Source organism: Humiphilus diazotrophicus, from assembly GCF_059726315.1.
On sequence record NZ_AP040870.1, the window covers coordinates 3,611,989 to 3,632,627 of the forward strand.

The 20,639-nt window shown below is 50.2% G+C and carries 17 protein-coding genes; 8 read left to right on the forward strand and 9 right to left on the reverse strand.

Going from position 1 to position 20,639, the window contains the following annotated elements; all coding sequences use genetic code 11:
• Positions 1-98: 98 nt before the first annotated feature.
• Positions 99-1,274, forward strand: a complete 1,176-nt coding sequence (locus AC6I7T_RS15480) for a BaiN/RdsA family NAD(P)/FAD-dependent oxidoreductase (RefSeq protein ID WP_497794402.1) — start codon at positions 99-101, stop codon at positions 1,272-1,274.
• Between the two features lie 105 nt (positions 1,275-1,379).
• Here the strand turns inward: AC6I7T_RS15480 and AC6I7T_RS15485 are convergent, their stop codons facing one another.
• The 4 genes from AC6I7T_RS15485 to AC6I7T_RS15500 form a co-directional block, all read right to left on the reverse strand.
• Positions 1,380-2,942 carry a sulfatase-like hydrolase/transferase gene (locus AC6I7T_RS15485; RefSeq protein ID WP_497794403.1) on the reverse strand — a complete coding sequence of 521 codons (1,563 nt, stop codon included), beginning with the start codon at positions 2,940-2,942 and terminating at the stop codon, positions 1,380-1,382.
• A 318-nt stretch (positions 2,943-3,260) separates the two neighbouring features.
• Entirely contained in the window at positions 3,261-4,658 is a 1,398-nt protein-coding gene (locus AC6I7T_RS15490; protein WP_497794404.1) for a class I SAM-dependent methyltransferase, read from the reverse strand.
• Positions 4,655-4,891, reverse strand: a complete 237-nt coding sequence (locus AC6I7T_RS15495) for a hypothetical protein (protein WP_497794406.1) — start codon at positions 4,889-4,891, stop codon at positions 4,655-4,657. Before AC6I7T_RS15495 ends, AC6I7T_RS15490 begins: the two co-directional genes overlap by 4 nt.
• Positions 4,892-5,046: 155 nt before the next feature.
• Complete coding sequence (locus AC6I7T_RS15500; RefSeq protein WP_497794407.1) at positions 5,047-5,544, reverse strand: GNAT family N-acetyltransferase; 498 nt, start codon at positions 5,542-5,544, stop codon at positions 5,047-5,049.
• A gap of 214 nt (positions 5,545-5,758) precedes the next feature.
• Between AC6I7T_RS15500 and AC6I7T_RS15505 the strand changes: the two genes are divergently transcribed.
• The 4 genes from AC6I7T_RS15505 to AC6I7T_RS15520 all read left to right on the forward strand — a co-directional run bounded on the left by AC6I7T_RS15505 (position 5,759) and on the right by AC6I7T_RS15520 (position 10,603).
• Positions 5,759-6,691, forward strand: coding sequence for a hypothetical protein (locus AC6I7T_RS15505; RefSeq protein ID WP_497794408.1), 933 nt, complete (start codon positions 5,759-5,761; stop codon positions 6,689-6,691).
• A gap of 150 nt (positions 6,692-6,841) precedes the next feature.
• Entirely contained in the window at positions 6,842-7,717 is an 876-nt protein-coding gene (locus AC6I7T_RS15510; protein ID WP_497794409.1) for an aldo/keto reductase, read from the forward strand.
• Between the two features lie 176 nt (positions 7,718-7,893).
• On the forward strand, positions 7,894-9,933 hold the full coding sequence (locus AC6I7T_RS15515) for a beta-L-arabinofuranosidase domain-containing protein (protein WP_497794410.1): 2,040 nt from the start codon (positions 7,894-7,896) through the stop codon (positions 9,931-9,933).
• Between the two features lie 244 nt (positions 9,934-10,177).
• Complete coding sequence (locus tag AC6I7T_RS15520) at positions 10,178-10,603, forward strand: cupin domain-containing protein (RefSeq protein WP_497794411.1); 426 nt, start codon at positions 10,178-10,180, stop codon at positions 10,601-10,603.
• Positions 10,604-10,887: 284 nt separating this feature from the next.
• Here AC6I7T_RS15520 and AC6I7T_RS15525 read toward each other — a convergent pair whose 3' ends face one another.
• Positions 10,888-11,367 (reverse strand): Spy/CpxP family protein refolding chaperone, encoded by a 480-nt coding sequence (locus tag AC6I7T_RS15525; protein WP_497794412.1) that lies wholly within the window; start codon positions 11,365-11,367, stop codon positions 10,888-10,890.
• Positions 11,368-11,518: 151 nt separating this feature from the next.
• On the opposite strand from AC6I7T_RS15525, the gene AC6I7T_RS15530 reads away from it, so the two are divergent.
• Both AC6I7T_RS15530 and AC6I7T_RS15535 read left to right on the forward strand, forming a co-directional pair.
• Positions 11,519-12,208, forward strand: coding sequence for a response regulator (locus AC6I7T_RS15530; protein WP_497794413.1), 690 nt, complete (start codon positions 11,519-11,521; stop codon positions 12,206-12,208).
• Positions 12,205-13,602: an ATP-binding protein gene (locus tag AC6I7T_RS15535; RefSeq protein WP_497794414.1), complete on the forward strand. Its 1,398-nt coding sequence runs from the start codon at positions 12,205-12,207 to the stop codon at positions 13,600-13,602. The genes AC6I7T_RS15530 and AC6I7T_RS15535 overlap by 4 nt, the downstream gene beginning before the upstream one ends.
• A 130-nt stretch (positions 13,603-13,732) precedes the next feature.
• On the opposite strand, the gene AC6I7T_RS15540 is transcribed toward AC6I7T_RS15535, so the two are convergent.
• Positions 13,733-14,359: a hypothetical protein gene (locus tag AC6I7T_RS15540; protein ID WP_497794415.1), complete on the reverse strand. Its 627-nt coding sequence runs from the start codon at positions 14,357-14,359 to the stop codon at positions 13,733-13,735.
• 569 nt (positions 14,360-14,928) lie between these two features.
• Between AC6I7T_RS15540 and AC6I7T_RS15545 the strand changes: the two genes are divergently transcribed.
• Entirely contained in the window at positions 14,929-16,644 is a 1,716-nt protein-coding gene (locus AC6I7T_RS15545) for a methyl-accepting chemotaxis protein (protein WP_497794416.1), read from the forward strand.
• Positions 16,645-16,835: 191 nt separating this feature from the next.
• Here AC6I7T_RS15545 and AC6I7T_RS15550 read toward each other — a convergent pair whose 3' ends face one another.
• From AC6I7T_RS15550 to AC6I7T_RS15560, 3 genes are all read right to left on the reverse strand, one after another.
• Positions 16,836-17,489: a flavin reductase family protein gene (locus AC6I7T_RS15550; RefSeq protein ID WP_497794417.1), complete on the reverse strand. Its 654-nt coding sequence runs from the start codon at positions 17,487-17,489 to the stop codon at positions 16,836-16,838.
• 228 nt (positions 17,490-17,717) lie between these two features.
• Entirely contained in the window at positions 17,718-18,152 is a 435-nt protein-coding gene (locus tag AC6I7T_RS15555; protein WP_497794418.1) for an ASCH domain-containing protein, read from the reverse strand.
• Complete coding sequence (locus AC6I7T_RS15560; RefSeq protein ID WP_497794419.1) at positions 18,152-20,371, reverse strand: GNAT family N-acetyltransferase; 2,220 nt, start codon at positions 20,369-20,371, stop codon at positions 18,152-18,154. Before AC6I7T_RS15560 ends, AC6I7T_RS15555 begins: the two co-directional genes overlap by 1 nt.
• Positions 20,372-20,639 lie beyond the last annotated feature (268 nt).

Sequence of the window (20,639 nt, forward strand, 5' to 3'; positions counted from 1 at the left end):
CTGGAGCACATACAGTAATCCGGTCTGTCGTTAGGGCGGGGCCTCGTTGAACAGCCAGTGGGTATCTGGATTTAGTTAAGGAAAACTTGAGCAACAGAATGCGGGAAGAAAGACGTAAATTCGATTGCATCGTTTTAGGTGCTGGGGCTGCCGGGCTGATGTGCGCCATAGAAGCAGGGAAAAGAGGGCGCAGTGTCGCCGTATTGGATCATGCCGATAGACCAGGCAAAAAGATCCTTATCTCCGGAGGAGGGCGATGCAATTTTACGAATCTGAATTGTGCACCCGATCGTTTTCTCTCTTCCAATCCACACTTCGCGAAATCGGCTTTGGCGCTTTATACGCCACAGCATTTCCTCGAATTGATTCGTCGCTACGACATTCCCTATCACGAAAAGACCTTAGGCCAGCTTTTCTGCGATCGCTCTGCGCACGATGTGCTGAATATGCTGTTGGCGGAATGCGAGAGATATGGAGTCGTTCTCTCTTTGCAGCAGTCCATCCGAGAAGTTGTTCGTGCTTCCGACTTTGTCGTTGCAACGCAACAAGCTGAATTTGCCGCTCCAACTCTGGTTGTTGCTACTGGAGGGTTATCGATTCCGAAGATGGGAGCAACAGCGCTCGGCTATGATCTCGCACGGCAGTTTGCACTTGAGGTTGTAACCCCAAGACCGGCATTAGTTCCTTTCCTATTCAGCAAAGAGGAACGCGAAAGATTTTGCGATCTCAGCGGAGTTTCTACCGAAGTAACTGCATCCATCGGGCGCGTTAAGTTTCGGGAAAAGATGTTGATTACGCATCGTGGACTTAGCGGCCCGGCAATGCTGCAGATCTCCTCGTATTGGAAGCCTGGAGTAAAGGTCTCGCTAGATCTGGCTCCGGAGACAAGTCCTCTTGAAGCACTGCTTCGTCCGCAGGCGCGAAAGGACTCTGCTTCTATACGCACCGCGCTGAGAAGCTGTTTGCCACAACGTTTCGCGGATCGCCTTGCAGAAGTTGATCCGCCCACGGGCTGGTCGAATCATCTTTTGCAAGAGTATCAACGCCATTTGCACAGCTGGCAGATTTTGCCGGCGGGAACAGAAGGTTTCGAGAAAGCCGAAGTTACCGCTGGTGGAATAAGTACCGACGAACTATCTGCCCGAACTATGGAGAGTTGTAAGGTGCAAGGCCTCTTTTTTATTGGCGAGGTCGTCGATGTCACGGGACATCTTGGGGGCTTTAATTTTCAATGGGCTTGGGCTTCCGGAGTCGCTGCGGGACGCAGCATATAGGACAACTCCTGCTCTGGCTTATTGCTCCAGAACTGGCTACGGATGAAGGAAACACTTTGCCGCTGCGCGCATCCCATCCGAAATGAGGAGAGGCCCAAGCTTAGATTATCTTTGGAGAATCTGCTCGAGATCTCCTGAAGAAAAGTCTTCTTTCCGGAGCATGGCTTCAACAATGTCATGCTCCTTCATCTCCGGCACGCTATGGCCGATGTCATGACGATTCTTCTGACCTGGCAAATGAATCATCAGTACAGGACGGTGATCGACACCGGAACTGGCCTCGTGAGTGTCTTCCTCGCTCCAATTCGGAGGATCTCCCTGCCACATCCAGACGCGCCAGGAATGATCGGAAGAAACAATGACCGTGGTTCTGTCCGCAGAAGGAGAGCGTTCGATGCGATCCAGAAAGGTCTTGAGTACCACGTCTGTTAACTGCAAATTGTCCAGATAAGATCCATGTCCGAGTGTCTTTCTTTGGCGATCGTAGATCCCCGGTGGATGTGGTATTCCAAGATGAAGGATGAGGAAACGCAGATTCTCGTCATCAAGCAGCTGCTCACTTTCTCGCTCACCTTCCTGATAAACATTGAGGTGCAGCCCATAGACTCCAGGCTCATGCTTGAACCGGGCACGAAAGAAAGCACTCTCCAGCGGACGTATCGCATTTCTCCAGGTAGTAAGACGTGGAGATAAATGTCCACGTGGATTCTCTTCATTAATCCAGAAACAGGAGTCCAGGACGGAGGGCAATATTCTGCAGTAAGGATTAAAGTAGCCAACCAGCCCCGTAGTCCAGCCCAACTCATGAGCCTCTGCAAAGAGTGTCGACTTCTCATCGAAAGATTGCCATCTATCCTCATCCGAAGAACGGAATAGCAATTGTCCATCAAGATTGCTTCGAATATCTTCTACATGCTGTCCCATAAACAAACCGGGAAGAATACGGTCTGTTCTTTTGCCATCTGGCTGGATATTCGTGAAGAAATAACTTTGTTCCCGTAAGTGATCGAAATTGACAGGATCGATACTGGCCGGGCGGCTTGTAAAGAGTTTTTCAAACGAGAGTTCATCGAAGATAATCCAAACGATTCTGCGCTGATGAGCGTTGGCTTGTTCAGAGGTAACAGCACGCGCATACTTTGCTACATCCGGATTCTGTCGATAGAAAGCCTGATAAGTAAGTTGCGGAACGATCCATATCCAGCAGACACCCAGTAACAACAGAAAGCCTTGTACGCCGCGCATACAACGCGAATAGATCTCTCGACGCCGCCACCACAAACTAAAGCCCAACACGCCCAGAGCAATCTGCAAAATTACGAGATGCCCTTTGAGTCCGACCAGATAGGGAAAGAAAAATCCGGTTATGCCACCAACTTTATCTTCCGGAGTTGGAATCGCATTTACTCCACATTGCAAAAACAACAGAGAGAACACCAGCCAAACAAGCCCACGCAGCTCATTGTCTCTTTTCTGCACAAAATAGAAGACAGCTAGAAAAATAGCCGTGCAGACCAGCAGATCTAGCAGAATCCCTCCCGACAAGGTATTGAAAGGAAGCATGCTGTGATAGAGATCCAGATGATATGGCGAAAGAACAAAAATAAATCGTGGAGCAAGAAGCAGAATTGCTGCACCGGCGGCCTCAAAAAATACACGTGTCTTCATTCTATTTTTTCGACTATTTCAATTTTTCGTTCTGAACTGCTTTTTCTTATTCCATATTTCGCAATGAACGGGAATAAGAGCCTCGTCAAATTAACCAACTCTAATAACTAAAGCATTTCCCGAAATACTGTGAACTTTCCAAGTAAGGTGAAGAGCGGCTTTCTTTGGCGGAAAGCCGCGCCAACTTCTATTGCTTCGATCCACATCTTTTCGGGAAATGCTCTAGAGCGTCTGACGACGCATAAAGCACAAAGCGTAAAAGTAGGTAGACGAATCTGTAGGCGATTGAGATGCAGTTATGGAGAAATTAAATGAGAACTAAAGAGAGTCGGGCAGATTCCGTTCAAAGATGTACAGAACCCTGCCATTACTCAACTCTTCCCGGGCAACGGGAGAAAAGTATGCTTGGAATGCGGTAAGAAAAAGATCCTCATTCAAATGCCCATAAAGAGCATCCCGCCCACGCAACAGGTCGCGAAAGCGTACGTCAGTAGATGGCACCCATTCGATAATCAGCCATCTACGCGTAATCTCCCAAAACAGCGAGGCAATCTCAGTTAAGGGAATCTGTTCGGCAAGCAGAAGATGATGCAAAATGCCAAGCGCCAAAACGCAATCGAAGTTACCGCGGGCACGCTCCAACAATCCAAGTGTCTCTCGATTGCGCCATCCTGTAGAGGGAGTCGGCCTGGCAACATCCGCCACCAACGATAAGATTGGCAGGTTTTTCTCTAGGGCCTGAGACCAGCTTTTGTCGGTCGCAACTGCATCTGTATCCCAAGCAACAACTTTGGCTCCACTTGTAGCAGCAATACGCGAGTAGACACCGGTGTTCCCGCCAATATCCAGAATGGCTTCAGGATGGGTCCATTCAAGAGTTTGAGATAAGAAGGCCTTCTTCTGACGATGATCTTCGCTACTGTAGTGATCGGCAGATTCGGCATAATCGCTCCATCGACTCGCTTTTGTTTCAGCAGCCAATTCCTTAAGCATCTTCCGCAAAGACTTTAGGGTCCGCTTCAGAACCGCTAGAGCAACTTCCGGAGGCTGCGATAAATTCGTCTTCGCTGCAGATCCTATTTTTTTCTTTTCCAACAGCACAGGCAGCGTAACCAGGGAACGACATGGTCCCCACCAGCGTCTCGTGGCGGAAAGCGCAGAGTAAAGATCGTCCGGCTCATAGCCGTCCCGTCTCTGCAGAGAGTTAGCCAGCGGCCACCCGAGATATTTTTGTGCTGCAAGTGGTAATAGAAAAGTACGGACGAACTGTCCATAAGCAAGCCAGAGCGGGCTACCCGGCTTACGGGGCTCCACCGACAAGACATCTACAAAGATCGGCTTAGGCCCATCGAAAAGAATATTTAGCGGTGTTGCATCTTTCAGGATGTATCCGAGCTCAAGAAGCTCTTCCGTCAGGTCGAGCGTGAATGTAGCTGCAGCAAACCACTGTCCCGGGGACCACTCCCATGGATAACTTGGGAAAGCTATCTTTTCATGTTCGAGGAGAACCTCTCCACTAGGACGCGAATCGAGTATAACGGTGGGAATTAAGCGACGTTGCGCCATCCACTTACGCGCAGTATCGGATCCCAGGAAGCCAACAGCGGTCGAGGCGTAATCTGCATGAACAGTACGCAAGACACGACCATCCTCGATCCGAAGACTCCCTGCCGGATCGCGAAAGGTCTCTAGGCTCTCTGGATCTGCAGCATTCATCGCTGCGGCTCTGTCACCGTAATTGTTTTCTCAGTAGGCTCGCTTACTTCCTCTTTTATCCCCGCCCCTATGAGTTTCCGGAACTTATTGCGCAAACAGAAAATAGCGCCGGCAATCATTGAGCCGCCAACCTGAAACATAAGCAGGCCAGAGCCAGGATCGACGTATCCGTAAGCAGGTTTTTCCACGGCAATCATAATGGCAACCCCTTGAAATACAAGAAGAAGGAGCATTGCACTACGGAAAAGTCTCTGCACGGAAAACACCTACCTTTCTGCTTATGGGGTTAAACGCTAAGTATTGCCAAAAGTTGCGGAGTAAGTAGCTCTTTTTCTTACTGGTCACTCAGGCGTAAGGAGGTGAGAAATCTCGAATTTCGGATAGGGAGCTACAGATACTTGACCATGCGGATTAGATGGCAAGATCTGGTCACGGGGATTTCTGCTGGAAAGGGTTCCACTCGTATTTCCCGATATCCGAGTTTTCGATAAAAGGGAAGCAGCTCCGAGCGGAGATTCACGACACGCAGCTCAATTCTCATATATCCGTGACGACGGAGAAACTGTTCTGCCTCCTGAACGAGAAGGCGCCCGAATCCCAGACCTTGCTTCGAGGGTTCGACAGCCAGCATCCCTAAAAGGCCTGCCCCAGCCTGGGAGGTGCAGTAGACGGTACCAACAATGTCACTCTCCTGCTCCAACCATAAGAAGGTACCGGTGAATCCAGCTTTCCGTACCTGCTCTTTGTCGACATGATTGTGGGCCAGGAAAAAGTCCTCGACAGCAAAGGCCCGGTTGATGAGATCGGTCAACGCCAATACCTCGGCTTCATTTCCGCAATTTGCAAGCCGTATCCGAGCTGTCTTTCCGGCGTTCGAGGTGGCCATACCGACTCTTTAGCTAATAGTACCGATTCCTAAAACTGCCATGCCAAGCATTTTTCTATCACGGCATTTTGCAAATGGTGTTCAAGATGAGCTGGAGACATTAGCACAATTTTCGGTGCATATCCGCCTGCTCTTCTGCGCAATTCCGATAGCCCTTCCCGGCTGATTTAAAATAGAACTTCAATCCGATACGCAAGCAGGAAGGCTGATTCACGTGACAACCAATTTGAAGACAAGCCTGGCAGCGGCTATGGATGTTGCCACCAAGCAAGCAGGACTCGTCATTATCTCCAGCGAGACCGGCAAAGATTTTAGCGGAAAGCCCACAGTAATTTTTAAATTGGGCCTCAAAGCAGATGCTCCTGCCGAACGGACACTGCAGCTGGAACTGAGCGACGCATTCGACTTCAATAAGCCAGAACTGCTGCCGACCATGACTGTTCACCTCGCAGAAGAGGCGAAGCGGCTCCAGAATCCAGTTCCGAATGCTTATGTCACACTCGCGGGTCTGCCCATTGTGATGAAGGAATTCGGATGGCCGTTCCATCGCTCGACCTCCGGCTCCGATACTTATATCGTGCACGGCCTCGTACACCTTGAAGATGGAACCTCCTCCCCGCTTCACGCCAAGATCTCGGCCAGTATGACCGTCACCTTTGCGGAAATCATCCCGGTCGCAGAACAACCCTACGCCGAAACCTTTATCTACAATGCAGTCCGCAAGACTCTCGATCAGGGTCAGCTGGAAATGCTTCGCTCCGGCAATCGCCAGCCGGTTCCGGTCACAACCCGTTACTACAGCCGCTGGCAGAAGAAGTTCTTTTTTACGGATAGTAATGCCACCTCGCAGCAGGAATTCCTTCGCCTGAAGGTCTTTTGGCTCTCCCACGCGTTAGGAGCTGACCAGCCGGTGTGGATCTCCGATCCGCGAGATGCGCAATACCTGAATTGTTCGGAAGCCGATTTACTGAAGGCCGCAGAGGCAGACGTTACCGAGGGCTACCTCCTAATGGAGGGAGAATACGCAAAGCCTACGCCGAAACTCGTGGCCCTTGCCGATCAATTCCGCTCCCGGCTCCAGGCCGCTTTGGCTCTCACAAAGCCTACCTTCAACGAAGAGATGCGTGCTGGCCACGCCAACATGTAGTCAAACAGAAACTTGAAGCTTTCCATCCTCGAGTCCACTCGAGGATGGAATCCCCATCTCCTACTCTCCTTCCATACGGTTTCCGCCAATCGCATCCCTGATCTAAAGAATTCCTACATCCTCACCAGAGCGTCTGAAGTCTAAACATGCATGGCGACTACAACGAATTTGGCGGTACAAGCAAGTGGAAGCTTTACGATCGGTGGCGATCTCAAGATTAATCGCCTCGGTTTTGGTGCAATGCGCATCACCGGAGAAGGAATATGGGGTGAACCCCGTAATCCCGAGGAAGCCAGGAAGGTACTTCGTCGCGCGCTTGAACTCGGAGTGAACTTCATAGACACAGCCGACAGCTACGGTCCCGAGGTAAGCGAGCGCATCATTGGAGAGACTCTGGCGCCATATCCAAAAGATCTAGTCATTGCCACCAAGGGCGGATTAACGCGCTCCGGACCGAATCAATGGTATCCGGTAGGTCGTCCGGAATATCTGCGTCAGTGCGTGGAAATGAGCCTTCGCAGGCTTCGTCTTGAACGAATCGACCTTTATCAGCTCCATAGACTCGATCCTAAAGTTCCGGCGGAAGAATCCCTCGGTGAACTTAAGAAGCTGCAGTCTGAAGGGAAGATTCGCCACATCGGGCTTAGCGAGGTAAAGCCGGATGAGATCGAAGAGGCACGTAAGATCGTCGATGTTGTCACGGTGCAGAACCTTTACAACCTCGGAGATCGTAAACACGAAGATACCTTGCAATACTGCGAGAAGCACGGAATAGGCTTTATTCCCTGGTTCCCCGTTGCTGCAGGAAAGCTGGCCCAACCCGGAGGAGTCCTGGACAAGGCCGCAAAGCGTCACGGTGCAACCGTCGCACAGATCGCTTTGGCTTGGTTGCTGCATCGCTCGCCGGTAATGCTGCCGATTCCGGGGACCTCCAGCGTGCAACACCTCGAAGAAAATGTCGGAGCTGCTGCTGTCAAGCTATCCGCTGAAGAGTGGTCGGCCATTGAATCTCCTCAGAACGCATGAGGAGGTGCCAAGATCGACAACGTTGTCTTTTTCGGCCTCAGTATGCCTTATCCCAAAGGTTCTGAGGCCGGAAAAGCACCAGACAGGCTCATATTTCCCAGGCTCCCGAGAACTTTAAGCATGCGGAATCCCCTGATCTTGATTACGATGTCGTCAATCACTTTCAGGAGTTAGTCTTGTCATCCTATTTCCAAGCGTCTTCCAGCCGGCGCGATTTTCTTAAGCAGCTTAGTTATACCGGCCTTGCCTCTTCTCTGCCGATAAAGACTCTCTCCGCAGCAGTCAACGCCACGGCAACTCCAGCAGCTGCCCATCCTGCTCAGAAAAACCGTGCGCCTCTCGCACCCAACGCCTTCTATCCCTTGCCGCTCGGTTCTATCCGCCCGCGAGGATGGTTGCGCAAACAATTGGAGATTCAAGCGAATGGGCTGGGAGGGCATCTGGACGAAACATGGGCCGATGTCGGTTCCAATAGTGGCTGGCTCGGTGGTACCGGAGAGTCCTGGGAACGAGGGCCTTACTTTCTCGATGGTCTGGTTCCGCTTGCATATCTGCTCGATGACGCACGACTGAAAGCCAAGGCTCAGAAGTTTCTCGACTGGACATTAAACAATCAGGCCCCGAACGGAATGCTCGGACCTCACTCGAATGACGACTGGTGGCCGCGTATGGTCATCCTCAAGGTACTTACCCAGTATCACGAAGTGACAGGCGACCCTCGGGTGATTCCCGCAATGCAGCGCTACTTCGAATATCAGCTTAATGAGCTGCCGAAGCGAGGACTGCGTGACTGGGGCAAGTTCCGCTGGCAAGATGAAGCATTATCGGTAATCTGGCTTTACAACCGCACAGGAAATCCAAAGCTATTGGATTTAGCTCGCCTGCTGCACGCTCAAGGACACGACTGGATTGCACAGTATGCCGACTTTCAATACAAGCTGCGTGTCACACCGGAGAGCATTCAGCTGGATCACGATGGAGGTCTCAAAGACCCTGCGCTCTCAACACATGGGGTAAATAACGGTCAGGCAATCAAGACAGGGCCGGTATGGTCGCTCATCTCAGGCTCGGAGTCCGATAGGAGAGCCGTGTTGCAGATGATTGCGGAACTGGACAAATACCACGGCATGCCGAATGGAATGTTCTCTTGCGATGAGCATTTTGGAGGACTCAATCCATCACAGGGCTCGGAGCTGTGTACGGTAGTCGAATACATGTTTTCGCTGGAGCAGTCATTGGCAATTCTTGGGGAACCCGCACTCGGAGACCGTTTGGAGAAGCTTGCCTTCAATGCATTGCCCGGCACATTTACCGACGATATGTGGGCTCATCAGTACAACCAGGAACCCAATCAGGTCGAATGCAGCTTACACAGCAAGCCTTGGACAACCGATGGCCCTGAATCGAACCTTTTCGGCCTGGAACCAAACTTTGGCTGCTGTACCGCAAACTTCCACCAAGGCTGGCCAAAGTATGTTGCCAGCCTGTTCATGCTTTCCCAGGATGACGGAATAGCAGCAACCGCATACGGGCCTTGTGAGCTGCATACCGTCATCGGCAATACACAGGTGCAGGTAATCGAAGAGACTAATTATCCCTTCCGCGGCTCCGTACACATGACAATCAATCCCGCATCGTCGAAATCATTTCCGTTGCTGTTACGAATTCCTGCCTGGGCGGAAGGAACCTCCATTCAGGTGAATGGAAAAGAACAGCCAACGCCGAAGCCAGGAGCTTTTGCGCGTATTGAAAAAAGCTGGAATCCTGGAGATCGGGTCACCATCGAATTTCCGATGCATCCCCGAGTAATACAAGGCTTCCGTGACTCTGTTTCTATCGAGCGAGGTCCGCTGGTCTTCTCCTATGGAATAGGCGAGAGCTGGTTAAAACTGCGAGACCGTGGGATGACTGCGGACTGGCAGATCTATCCATCGACTCAATGGAATTATGCCCTGGCCATCGACACTGCGGCACCGGCGCAAAGCATTACAGAATCGGAAGCTGAGATAGGAAACTGCCCCTTCAGTGCAAAGAGTGCGCCCATAAAGCTGCATGTAAAGGGACGCAAGATTCCGACATGGTTGGCGGAAGATGGAGTTGCCAATCCTGTTCCACAAAGCCCGCTCACAAGCGATCAGCCGGAGGAGGAAGTCACGTTGATTCCTTACGGTGCAGCGAAGCTTCGCATAACGGCCTTTCCGCGGCTGAAGAGCTAAAGTCGTTCAAAGAATTTCGCAGGTCTAATTGAGTTGAACGGATGAAACTTGTGCCCGAACAAGAAGGATCGGCGTTGTAGCTCAGCCGCCATGCCTTACCAAGGGTTAGTGCTTTGCACGGCGGCGTTGCCTGATCATCCAGATTTGTTCGGAACCTTTGCGGGTACATCTTGGGGAGAATCCACCGAGGTTGGAGTGCTAGGATAACCTCCGACAGCAGAGCTGTCAGCGAAGGCATTTTGCTATGACTTCACCGATACTTGTATCACCGCTTCTTGGAAGCACGATCGGTTCGACGGATGGCTTCGTAGCTGCTGAGTGGCAAGATCCTGGCGGTTCCACCGACGAGCGGCGTCTGATAACTCCATTGCATCTTCATCGCAACGAGGACGAGATCTGGTATGTCCTGGATGGCACGCTGTGCGTTCAAATCGGAGAGAGCGAAGTGGAAGCTCAGGCTGGATCAGCCGTCCTCGCACCGAAGGGAATGCCGCATACCTTCTGGAATCCCGGACCTGGTCCTGTGCGGTATCTGTTGTTCATGGCTCCCAATACATACCACCTGATCCAGGAAATACATGAAACTCAAGACCGCAGCCCCGAGCGGCTCCACGCACTTTTCGAGAAATACGATTCGGAGCTGCTAGAAGCATTTCCCGAAAAGATGTAGCCCGAAACAATAGAAGTTGGCGCGGCTTTCCGCCAAAGAAAGCCGCTCTTCACCCTACTTGGAAAGTTCATAGTATTTCGGGAAATGCTTTAGAAGGCTGAGCATATCTGCCGTTTGCGCCAGACAAGCGGGGGTAAGTACAGCTTTCCTGGCTAACACAAACACTACCTTACAAGTCTGTTTTCGTTCGTCGTAAAAGCCCGGACAGTAAGAGGACCAGCGATAGAACGTGCCACCACAGGACGTACGCATACAGGATCATGGTGCTCCCCTCTCGCTTTCGACTAGTTACTGTGTGCGTCGCCTTCTTCCAATCTGCTGGCCATTCGGTCGAGATGCGAAGACCAACGCTCCTGTAACCTATCCGCCTTGCTGCGTTGCCCGGCATCCAAAACGTTGGCATATATCTGTGATCTCAGCTTTTCCTTTTCTACCAGCAGCTTTGCAAGAGTTGTAGCCTGGCGGTCGGCTATAGGTTGAACCCTGCCAGCATCGAATCCCTGCGCGGTAGTGGAGTTCATCTCCTTGTTCTCGCTGGCCAGTTCACGAAGGAGGGCGGTTACGGTCGGTTTTTCTCCTTGCCAGATCGTCTTAATCTGAGCCTTTTGATCCTTGCTCAGATTTAGCTCGTGAGAAATAAAGCCCAATGGTCCTCGGTGATGGCGCCATCCATGGTGCATAGAGTCATCGGCATATGCAATGACCAGGCCTAATGCAAGAATTGTTGCCGCTGCTACTGTCCAAATCCGATATGTCTTTTGCATCTGAGTTCCTTTTGAAAACGCTCTAGAGGAATTCCAGCATCCGAAAGACAGCAGTGCGATAAAGATCGGTTAAGCCTTATAAAGTTTTGTAAAGATTGCCTCTTTCTGTTGCTCCGGCTCTAGTATCAGAACGATGGGATTTGAGAAGGGAATGGAACGGCTTCTGATCGTCGATGACGATGTCGACCTCTGCAAACTTTTGGCCGAGCGTTTATCGGCCGAAGGCTTCAGCATAGAAGCAGCTCACGACGGCGCTTCAGGCTTGGAACGCGCGCTCAGCAGAGAGCATGCTCTGGTGATCCTGGATCTAATGTTGCCACGCATGGGAGGGCTCGATGTGCTTCGCCGCTTGCGTGCTCAATCGCCAATTCCTGTTCTCATCCTCACGGCCCGGGGAGAAGATGTGGAACGCATTCTTGGCCTCGAAATAGGCGCAGACGATTATCTTTCGAAACCCTTCAATCCCAGGGAGCTTGTCGCCCGTGTACGTGCCATTCTTCGCCGCACGTCAGGCGCGGTATCGGCGAAAGAGCCTATGAGCGCTGGAGATATCCATCTCGACCCTGCAGCCAGAGAAGCATGGCTGAATGAAATAAGGCTCGATTTGACCAGTGTCGAATTCACATTACTGGAAACCCTCGTACGGGATGCCGGACAGGTCCTCACCCGTGACTATCTGACCGAAACGGTACTGGGCCGCAAGCTTGGCCCCTTCGATCGCGTGATCGATGTCCACGTTAGTAATTTGCGCAAGAAGCTTGCTTCGGTGCAGGAAGGAGAGCGCATTAAGGCAATAAGAGGTAGCGGATATCTCTTCGTTCTGCGCTCGGAAGCAAAGTGACAATCACCATACGTAGACTCTTCCTCAAGATCTTTCTCTGGTTCTGGCTGACGGTTATCGCTATGGGCATTGCGTTGGTCCTGACCTTCGCCTTCTCAGAGAGACAGTCGGCTTCAAAACGCTGGCATCAGATGGTTGCCGAGAGCGGACGCTTCTCCGGCATCATGGCCATGGAAGGAAACGAACGTGGAGGAGTTTCAGCACTCGCTACATATCTTCAGAAAATTAAAAGTGAGACAGGCCTCAATGCCTGCCTCTTTGACGAATACGGAAGTCGAATAGCGGGTGACCATTGCGACTCCTTCACCGATCTGCTCTCCGGCATCCATACCAGCGATGGAGCTCATGCCCGCATGCGGAACGGACGTGTCCGTATGGCCATCAAGCTGCACAGCAACAGTGGCCGTTCGTATATTTACGCTACGGAGTTGCCATATGGACCAAGAGAAGCCATCGATGTAGGTCCCGCAACAAAGATGCTGCGGATCGGCGTTGCGCTCCTGGTCTCCGGATTGATTTGCTATCTCCTGACTCTCTATCTCACGGCACCTATTCTTCGGCTTCGAGAAGCAGCACAAAAGCTCGCAGCCGGAGACTTGAGCAGCCGGGCCGCAGAGAAAATGGAGCGCAGACGAGATGAACTGGGCTACCTGGTTTCAGACTTCAACAGCATGGCAGGTCAGATTGAGGCGCTGGTTACAAAGCAACGGCAATTGCTCTACGACATCTCCCACGAATTGCGTTCTCCGCTGGCACGATTAATCGTCGCACTCGATCTGGTTCGGCAGAGAAGCGACGACGATCCGGCCTTCGAGCATATGGAGCAGGATTTGAATCGTTTGGGCGATATGATTGAGCGCCTGCTCACAATAGCCCGGCTCGATACTCTTTCCGCGCCAATTGAGATGACCGATGCCAGCCTTAATAAGTTGGTCAAGCTTGTTTTGCGGAATGCAGTGTTTGAAGCAAAAAGCCGCGATTGCAGAATTCAGGTTCAAGGTCTATCGGAAGAAGAAACGCAATACCAGCTAAGCGCTAACGAAGAGCTTCTACACAGTGCAATCGAAAACGTTGTTCGTAACGCAATCCGCTATACAGCTGCCGATACCGCTATCGAGATAGAGTTGAACACGATCAACATCGACAGCCGTCCTTTTGTTCGCCTTGCAATTCGCGATTATGGCCCGGGAGTTCCGGAATCGGAACTTACGAATATCTTTCAGCCGTTCTATCGAGTAGCACCTGCACGCGACCGCCAATCCGGTGGCACAGGGCTGGGATTGGCGATTGCCGACCGGGTAATCCGTCTCCATCACGGCAGCATTCACGCTGAGAATGCCAAACCGCAAGGACTCCTGGTTATAATTCATCTTCCCTTGGACGAAATGCGATAGGAACAAATTTGGGCGACAACGGAGCTTCCACATCAATAGCGGTACTAATACTTCAGACGCCTAGAGCATCTGGCGGATACCGATAGCAGAATATCCGTATATCTTCTTGCTCGAAATTCGTGTGCCCAGGCTAAGGCTGTATCTGAATGATTGTCGGTTTTTGGAAGAGCGGGCACTCTCCGATGACAAAGTATCCTGGAGTAAAGCCATGACTGAGAATCAGCCCCAGCAGAGGCGGAGACGAGGGACCATCGAAGATCTGCACGCTCTCAATCATTTCCCCAGACTGTAGGCGACTGTCGAGCCTGCCTGTCGTTCCATGTACAGCCTTATAGGCCTGCTGTGCTGCCTCAGAAACAGGATAGGAATGCCTGGAATCCCAAAGGAGTGCATGGATTCCACCTTCACTCTCCGTACGGCCAAGGGAGCGGTTGCTGACCCGAACGGTAATCACATAGAACTTGCCCTTCGCAATTAGTGGATGTGTTTCCGGCCCCAACTGCTGCGCGGTTTGGACGCCGTCCACCAGGAAGCACATCTCGTCAAAGCAGAGGGGCTCGTCCCGTTGAAGAACTCGTTGTGGAGTTAACACCGAAACCGCTGCCACAATTCCGAGATAAGTGGCTGTCGCTATTACCTGTCTTTTCAGTAAACCAACCGCAGCTGTCCTACGGCCTTGGCAAAAAGCAATCAGTACACTGATCAGCACAATACACGAAGCAAAGAGCAAGGCAAAGAACAGCAGTTCGAAGAACATGACCCCTGGCTATCCTTCCTGAAGCTTGGCATAGGTTCTTGGCAGCTTAGAACTTTTCCCGCAAACATGTAGACCTGGACACAGAAGCATATGCAGCTTTCCGCCAAAGAAAGCTGCTCCTCTCTGTCGTTGGCAAGTCTATACCTATGCAGGGAATGCTCCAGCCAGCAGAGTACTCCTCTTCCGTCAGCGAGGTAACCAACGGGGAATATCACTTGCAACTTATAGGTAAGTTGCAGAAAACAATGGGAAACCATTTCGGGAATTTTCGTGATGCCTATCACATTTTCCTATACATAGAAATTTCATTGATGTAATGTCTGAAAACACACAAGACATCTGAATGTGTATCGGTAGCTGTTGCAAAGGTTGATTGTGATGTTTCTTCCGCCTGAACCATAGGAGCTATCGAAAGTAACGACCGGAGTTCTGACTGGTAGGGGAGCCTGATCGCACCCTTACGTGAACAGAACTTGTCAGGAGATTTGCGTCTTGCAATGGCTCCGTAATGGTCGAAATTGAGCAGGGCATGTATGGATAGCCCTACGGAGAAGAAGAGGATTATCAAAATGGTTTTCTTTCGCAATCTGCCAATTGCACGCAAGTTTCTCGTTGCCTTCGGAATCGTATGTTTATTGAGCTTGCTACAGGGACTGTTCTCGCTTGCCGGGATCTCTCGAATCAATGCAAATACGAGCGAGCTCGCAGGTAATGCCCTCCCCACACTGCGAACCCTGGTTGCGGTTCAGAAACAGCTGAATATGTATCGCCGCTCTGATTTAGGTTTTTATCTATGCCCGACAGATTCTTGCCGCAGTGAATATTTGCAGAAGAGGAGCTCAGCGCTTACTGGTTACCAAACCGCAGCAAAGGAATATGAACCCTACATATCTTCGGAGGAAGAAAGAAGCCTTTATCAGGCTTTCACTCGAAGCTTTTCTCAGTATTTGGTTTTGAGCGATCAGATCCTCAGCCAATACAATCATGGCCAACAGGACGAAGCGAAGAACAGAATCATGAGCGACGATACCCTCGCTCCATGTACAGAGGCCATCAATAAGCTGGAAGCAAATGTCGAATTCAACTTTAAGGCAGGTGTCACTTCTGGAAACAGTGCGATGCACATCGGACAGCTGATGCGTATCTCCTCCACATTGATCGTGGTTCTCGCAACCGCTCTTTCTGCTTTGGTTGGCTGGATGCTTACAAAACTCCTGGTTCCTCCGATTCAAAGGGCTACTCTCGCGCTGGAGCGCGTTGCAGAAAAGGACCTGACCATTACGGTGCCGGTGCAGGGTATTGATGAAATTGGACGTTTATCGATGGCACTCAATACAAGCATCCAATCGATGCGATCCGTTCTTGAATCAATGTCGCAGGGTTCGAATACACTCTCAACCGCTGCTACTGAGTTGAGCAGCCGCGCCGAACATACAAGCGGCAACGCGCAGGCGCAATCGGACAAAACCAATCAGATCGCCGCGGCTGCGCAGCAGATGACTGCAACCATTGGCGAAATTAGTAACAATACGGAACACGCATTAGTAGCAAGTCGGCAGTCCGCCCAGACCGCAAGCGACGGAGGAAGCGTAATGCAATCGGCGGCAGCAACCATGGAGCGAATCGCCAATGCAACCTCTTCGGCCTCAGACAAGATGAGATCTCTGGCACTACGCTCGGAGGAGATTGGTAAGGTAGTCACCGTAATTCAAGAGATCAGTGAACAGACAAATCTGCTGGCCCTAAATGCAGCTATTGAATCGGCGCGCGCCGGAGAGCACGGACGTGGATTCGCCGTTGTTGCAAACGAGGTCCGGCGTTTGGCCGAACGCACCAAGAGTGCTACGGAAGAGATCGCCGCCACCATCCGCAATATCCAAGAAGAAACACAGCAGACCTTGGGTCTGATGGATGCGGGGCAAGCCGAAGTTACCAGCGGTATAAAAGAAACAAACCGCGCACGCAAGAGCCTGGAAGCAATTATCAAGTCGGCAACCGATGTAGAACACATGATCCATTTGATTGCTACAGCCGCGACAGAACAGACCTCTGCCTCCGGAGAAATCAGCGAATCGGCAATACTGATATCACGGCTGGCAACCGAAAACTCTCACGCATCGGAAGAGACGGCAGATGCTTGCAAGAGCCTGTCTGGCTTGGCCGGAGATCTCGACGGCATCATTCGGCAGTTTCAGATCCAAGAGGAACGGCCCGATACCAGGAACCAAAGGCTCTACGTCAGAGGGAGTGAACGAGGGCTTCAATCTGCTTTACAGCGGGCCTAGAGTAACTCCAGCGGGTTCATGTTATGCAGTCTGTATCGTTCTGGACGGCACAGCTTGAAACGAAGCCCTTCTTTCGGTTCCGTTACTTACAGAGATTGAGCTAGGACACCACACTTTTATTGACACGCTCTCGGCGCAGTTGTACTGGAGAGGGATCAACGGCGCCGGGAGCTCTTTTTTGTGTAGCTGTCTTACCGCTGCATATGGGCAACAGGACGATACATTTCTTCCGGAATTTCTGCCAGAGTCGAAGGATGAACCCTGTCACCCAGGCCATAGAAGTGGCAAAAGCTCATGAGGAGAGGCCGCCATTTGTCGGGATCAATATGATTCTCGACTCCGTCCATAAGGATGGTCTCGCTAGCATGAGCCTTGACGATACGCATTTCGAAGGCCAGGGCGCCTGGGTCCTTGTCTGGACGATGGCCAAAGGGATGCACTGTCTCCAGCACTGCCTCCAACTGCACAGGACATTCGCAAATGCGCTTTGCTTTTACTAGCTCCGAATCACATTCAGTCAGCTGTGCAACCCTGAGCTTATCTTTTTCATGGCGGTATCCCATTCTCACTTTATGTGGAGGCACGGGATCCGATCCAGTAAGCTTCGCCAGACGATTGACCTTCGATACCAGATCTACAGAGGGCAGATTGAGAACACACTCTTTTTCCCGGAGCAGGTTTTGAGCTGTATGGCCTTTCGCTCCCAGTCCTAACATACAATTCCATCCCAGCCACCATGCCGAGGACATAGGTGCTACATTCGTTGTCCCATCCACATTACATGTGCTGAGAAGGACAACCGGCGTACCGAAGTAGAGAATCGATGGTTCTACTGAAATATGCATGAACCTGATCATGCCAACACATAGAGATAGGAACACTCCGATTGTTGCGTTCAAAATTGATGCTCATACTACCCCCATAAACCGCCTATTGGTGAAAACATTTCGTCCACATGGCAGTTCGACTCCAAAGCTTTGTCGTTTCAGGCACCACGCACCATCTGTTTCTTGAGATCAGAATAAACATAGTGGCGCAGGACCATCATTGTATATAAACGATGCGGAAGAAGCTCATATTGTGTGAGCATGCAGGAGAGAAAACGCAGGACTCCCTTTATGCAATCTTTTGAAAAACTGCGGTGGATGAAATCCTTTTATATGAGAGCGGAGATAGCTCAGTTTGACCACTGGTTCAACTGGTGAAATATCTCGAATGCGAATGGCACACGCTGTTGTAGCCCCTTCAAAATATGCCTGGAATTCCTGTAATGTAATTCCAGTTTCATTCTTGTGTTTGCGCCAGATTTCCTTAGGAGTGCCTACGATCACTTCATCAACCAATGCATATGCACCAATATGTGCCTTTGGCACCTTCGAATAAATCCAAACTCTGCTACCACTAGGAACATTGACAACCCGTCTGCGCAATTCAATAGTTTTCTTGCCACTCAACATGAGCGACAGATACTTATCTTCAACCGAAATTACGATATCTGCATCGGACATCACCCTATTCCACCTTCTCGAACTATTGCGGCAAGCTGATCCACGCTTATTCTTCTGGGGCTGACGAGGTTAGCTCTATCTACGCAGCCAATTTTACGAAGCGTTTTTAAAGGAACGGGACGCCGCAGCTTGAGTACATTATCAAATATGGTAGCTGCAATTTTGTCTCTAGTGCCGAGATTTTCGATTTCCACCTGATGAAGTGCTCCATGTGAGATCCACTTTGATCCCATATTCTGCTTTTTTGCAACAACAACAGTGTCAAGCGTTCTAGCGACAGCTATTGCCGCCAACCGTCCGTGATTAGGAGAGGATTCATAGAATACAATTATGCTTCCGGCAGACAACACTCCGTAATTCTTAGGATCACTATAATAGACCCTTTCACGAAAAAGCGATGCTGCATACTTGGGAAGAAGTGACTGCTGCCTTTCGGTGTTCAAAAGTTCATCTGCATAGTTTCTCCTGATAGGAACCATCGCTACAGGCCTGTGCTCCGCAAGAAGGAGGACTGGGGATAGAGCTGTTTCGAAATTCTCAAACGAGGTTATATTCTGACGGCCTTGGCTGTCAGCAAAAGTGATCGCCCTCTCTTTTACAGAAAATTTAGGCAGGCCAAGAGGGAATGCATTATCTGTCATTTTTTGAATCCAATCTCGAGTTGCAGACCATTCTTCAGCAGTAATGGCTTTGCCCAAGGCTAGGCGATAGAAGGATACTATCCCTCCAGCAGAGGATTCTATACGGGAATACCCCTGCGAAATTGCAAGTTCTTGAGCTATAACATTCGCATGGGGAATTTCAAGCCGGATAAGAGCTGGCCCTTGCACAACCATTTCCCAAGACAAGCGAAACAACAATGCATCTAGCGATGACTCTATTGCAGGATGGTCCTCGTCTGCAACCAATGTTACAGAAAACTGATTGTGTATTGAATCTTTGCAGGTCCAGAAAGCAGAACAAACCAATTGGCCTGATATTGATATTGCTATCGACCTGCTATGAGAATTGCGCACTCCAGAGCTTCCAATTCGAGATAGAAGCTTATCTGCACTTTCGAGTCTCTTCACAAGATCTTGAAGTTGCACTAATAAATCATCCGTGAGTTCAGAAATACTGAGATCGCTACTACCGAACCGTGCCTCCGTTGAAGATATTCGACGTTGTGTAGCTTCTATGAGGCTGGCAAGATCTTTAACATGGACTACTCTAACTTTGTATTTACTTTCAATTATCTCTGATGCAGAAACCAGAGCGTCTTCTGCGGTCAAGAATCCTGACGCAGAATAGTGGATGGCGGTAGCAAGATGCAGAAGATCTGAATTGTCTTGCGTAGTTAAGGCTTGCCGCTTTGTTCGATCAGGAAACACAATTTTCGCTAGTTGCTTTAGAAGCCCATCAATCGCTTCTTTAGGTGGTGTCTTCATTATGGGCATTTCCAGAGCAAATTGAAGAATCGGATCAGACATATTAGGTCTGGTATTCCGCCTAAGCTCGGAGATAAACTCTTCGGCAACCACAAGCCTTACCAGATTGTCGAAGGCAGCACTAATTATCTTGGCACCGTATTCCGCACGTGGCCGGTGCTTAATCACATCGAAGAACACGTTCAAATCCACAGCAAAGACAGGGGTAAGAGTCGAACGCAACTTCTCTGAAAATGGAATTCCCGGTTCTGTTACAGGGTCAGCACTCGCGAATAATGTTGGAGTATTGAGTTTCTTGAGCCTGACGTTGATGATCCTGTTTCTTGTGGTACCACCCGGAATGGTGCGGACAGTCTCAAAACCAATACTTTGCCAGAATAAATTTGTATTGAGATCAGCTGCTACCTTTGCAACGATGTCCATATCTCCATTTGCTTCAGAGTGCCGAATAAGAGCATCTATGAGGAATCTAGCTAATCCTCTTTTTCTCGCTCGCGGAGACACATATATCTGATGCACACGAACATGGGGGAAAGAATGTCCAAAATACAGATGACCTAAGTATTTGAAGCTTCCTTTCTTCTGTTCAGCTGCCACAAATATCTTTCCAGATCTTGCCGCTGATTCATAGGCCTGTTTAGGAAGAAATCCTAACGCATTTTTGTCCTTATCTGCATTGCGCAAAATATCCTGCACAAAAGGAATAACTTTAGTAGCCGTGGTCAGTATCGTTATCCCCGGAGGTAGCGTCGAAGACTCAGGAGGTAAAATCGTGCGTAATGTTGATATCATGCGAACAAGGACCTAAACGTTTGTATTACGCAGCATTTTATTCCGATAATGCAATCTGCTGAAGATAACTGAAGTTCAGATCGAACCAGGAAACTAAATAACAATAAATGAGTGTTTCGGAATATCCAGAACATCGCCTGAGCATCAGAATCCCTGCCAGGAAGCTATTACAGCTTCGTCTTTTCTTCGACACCGACAGACTTCCCATGGTACTCCATAGTAATGTCGGTCATTATGACCAGGTTTATAGATGCCTGCGCTCTATATA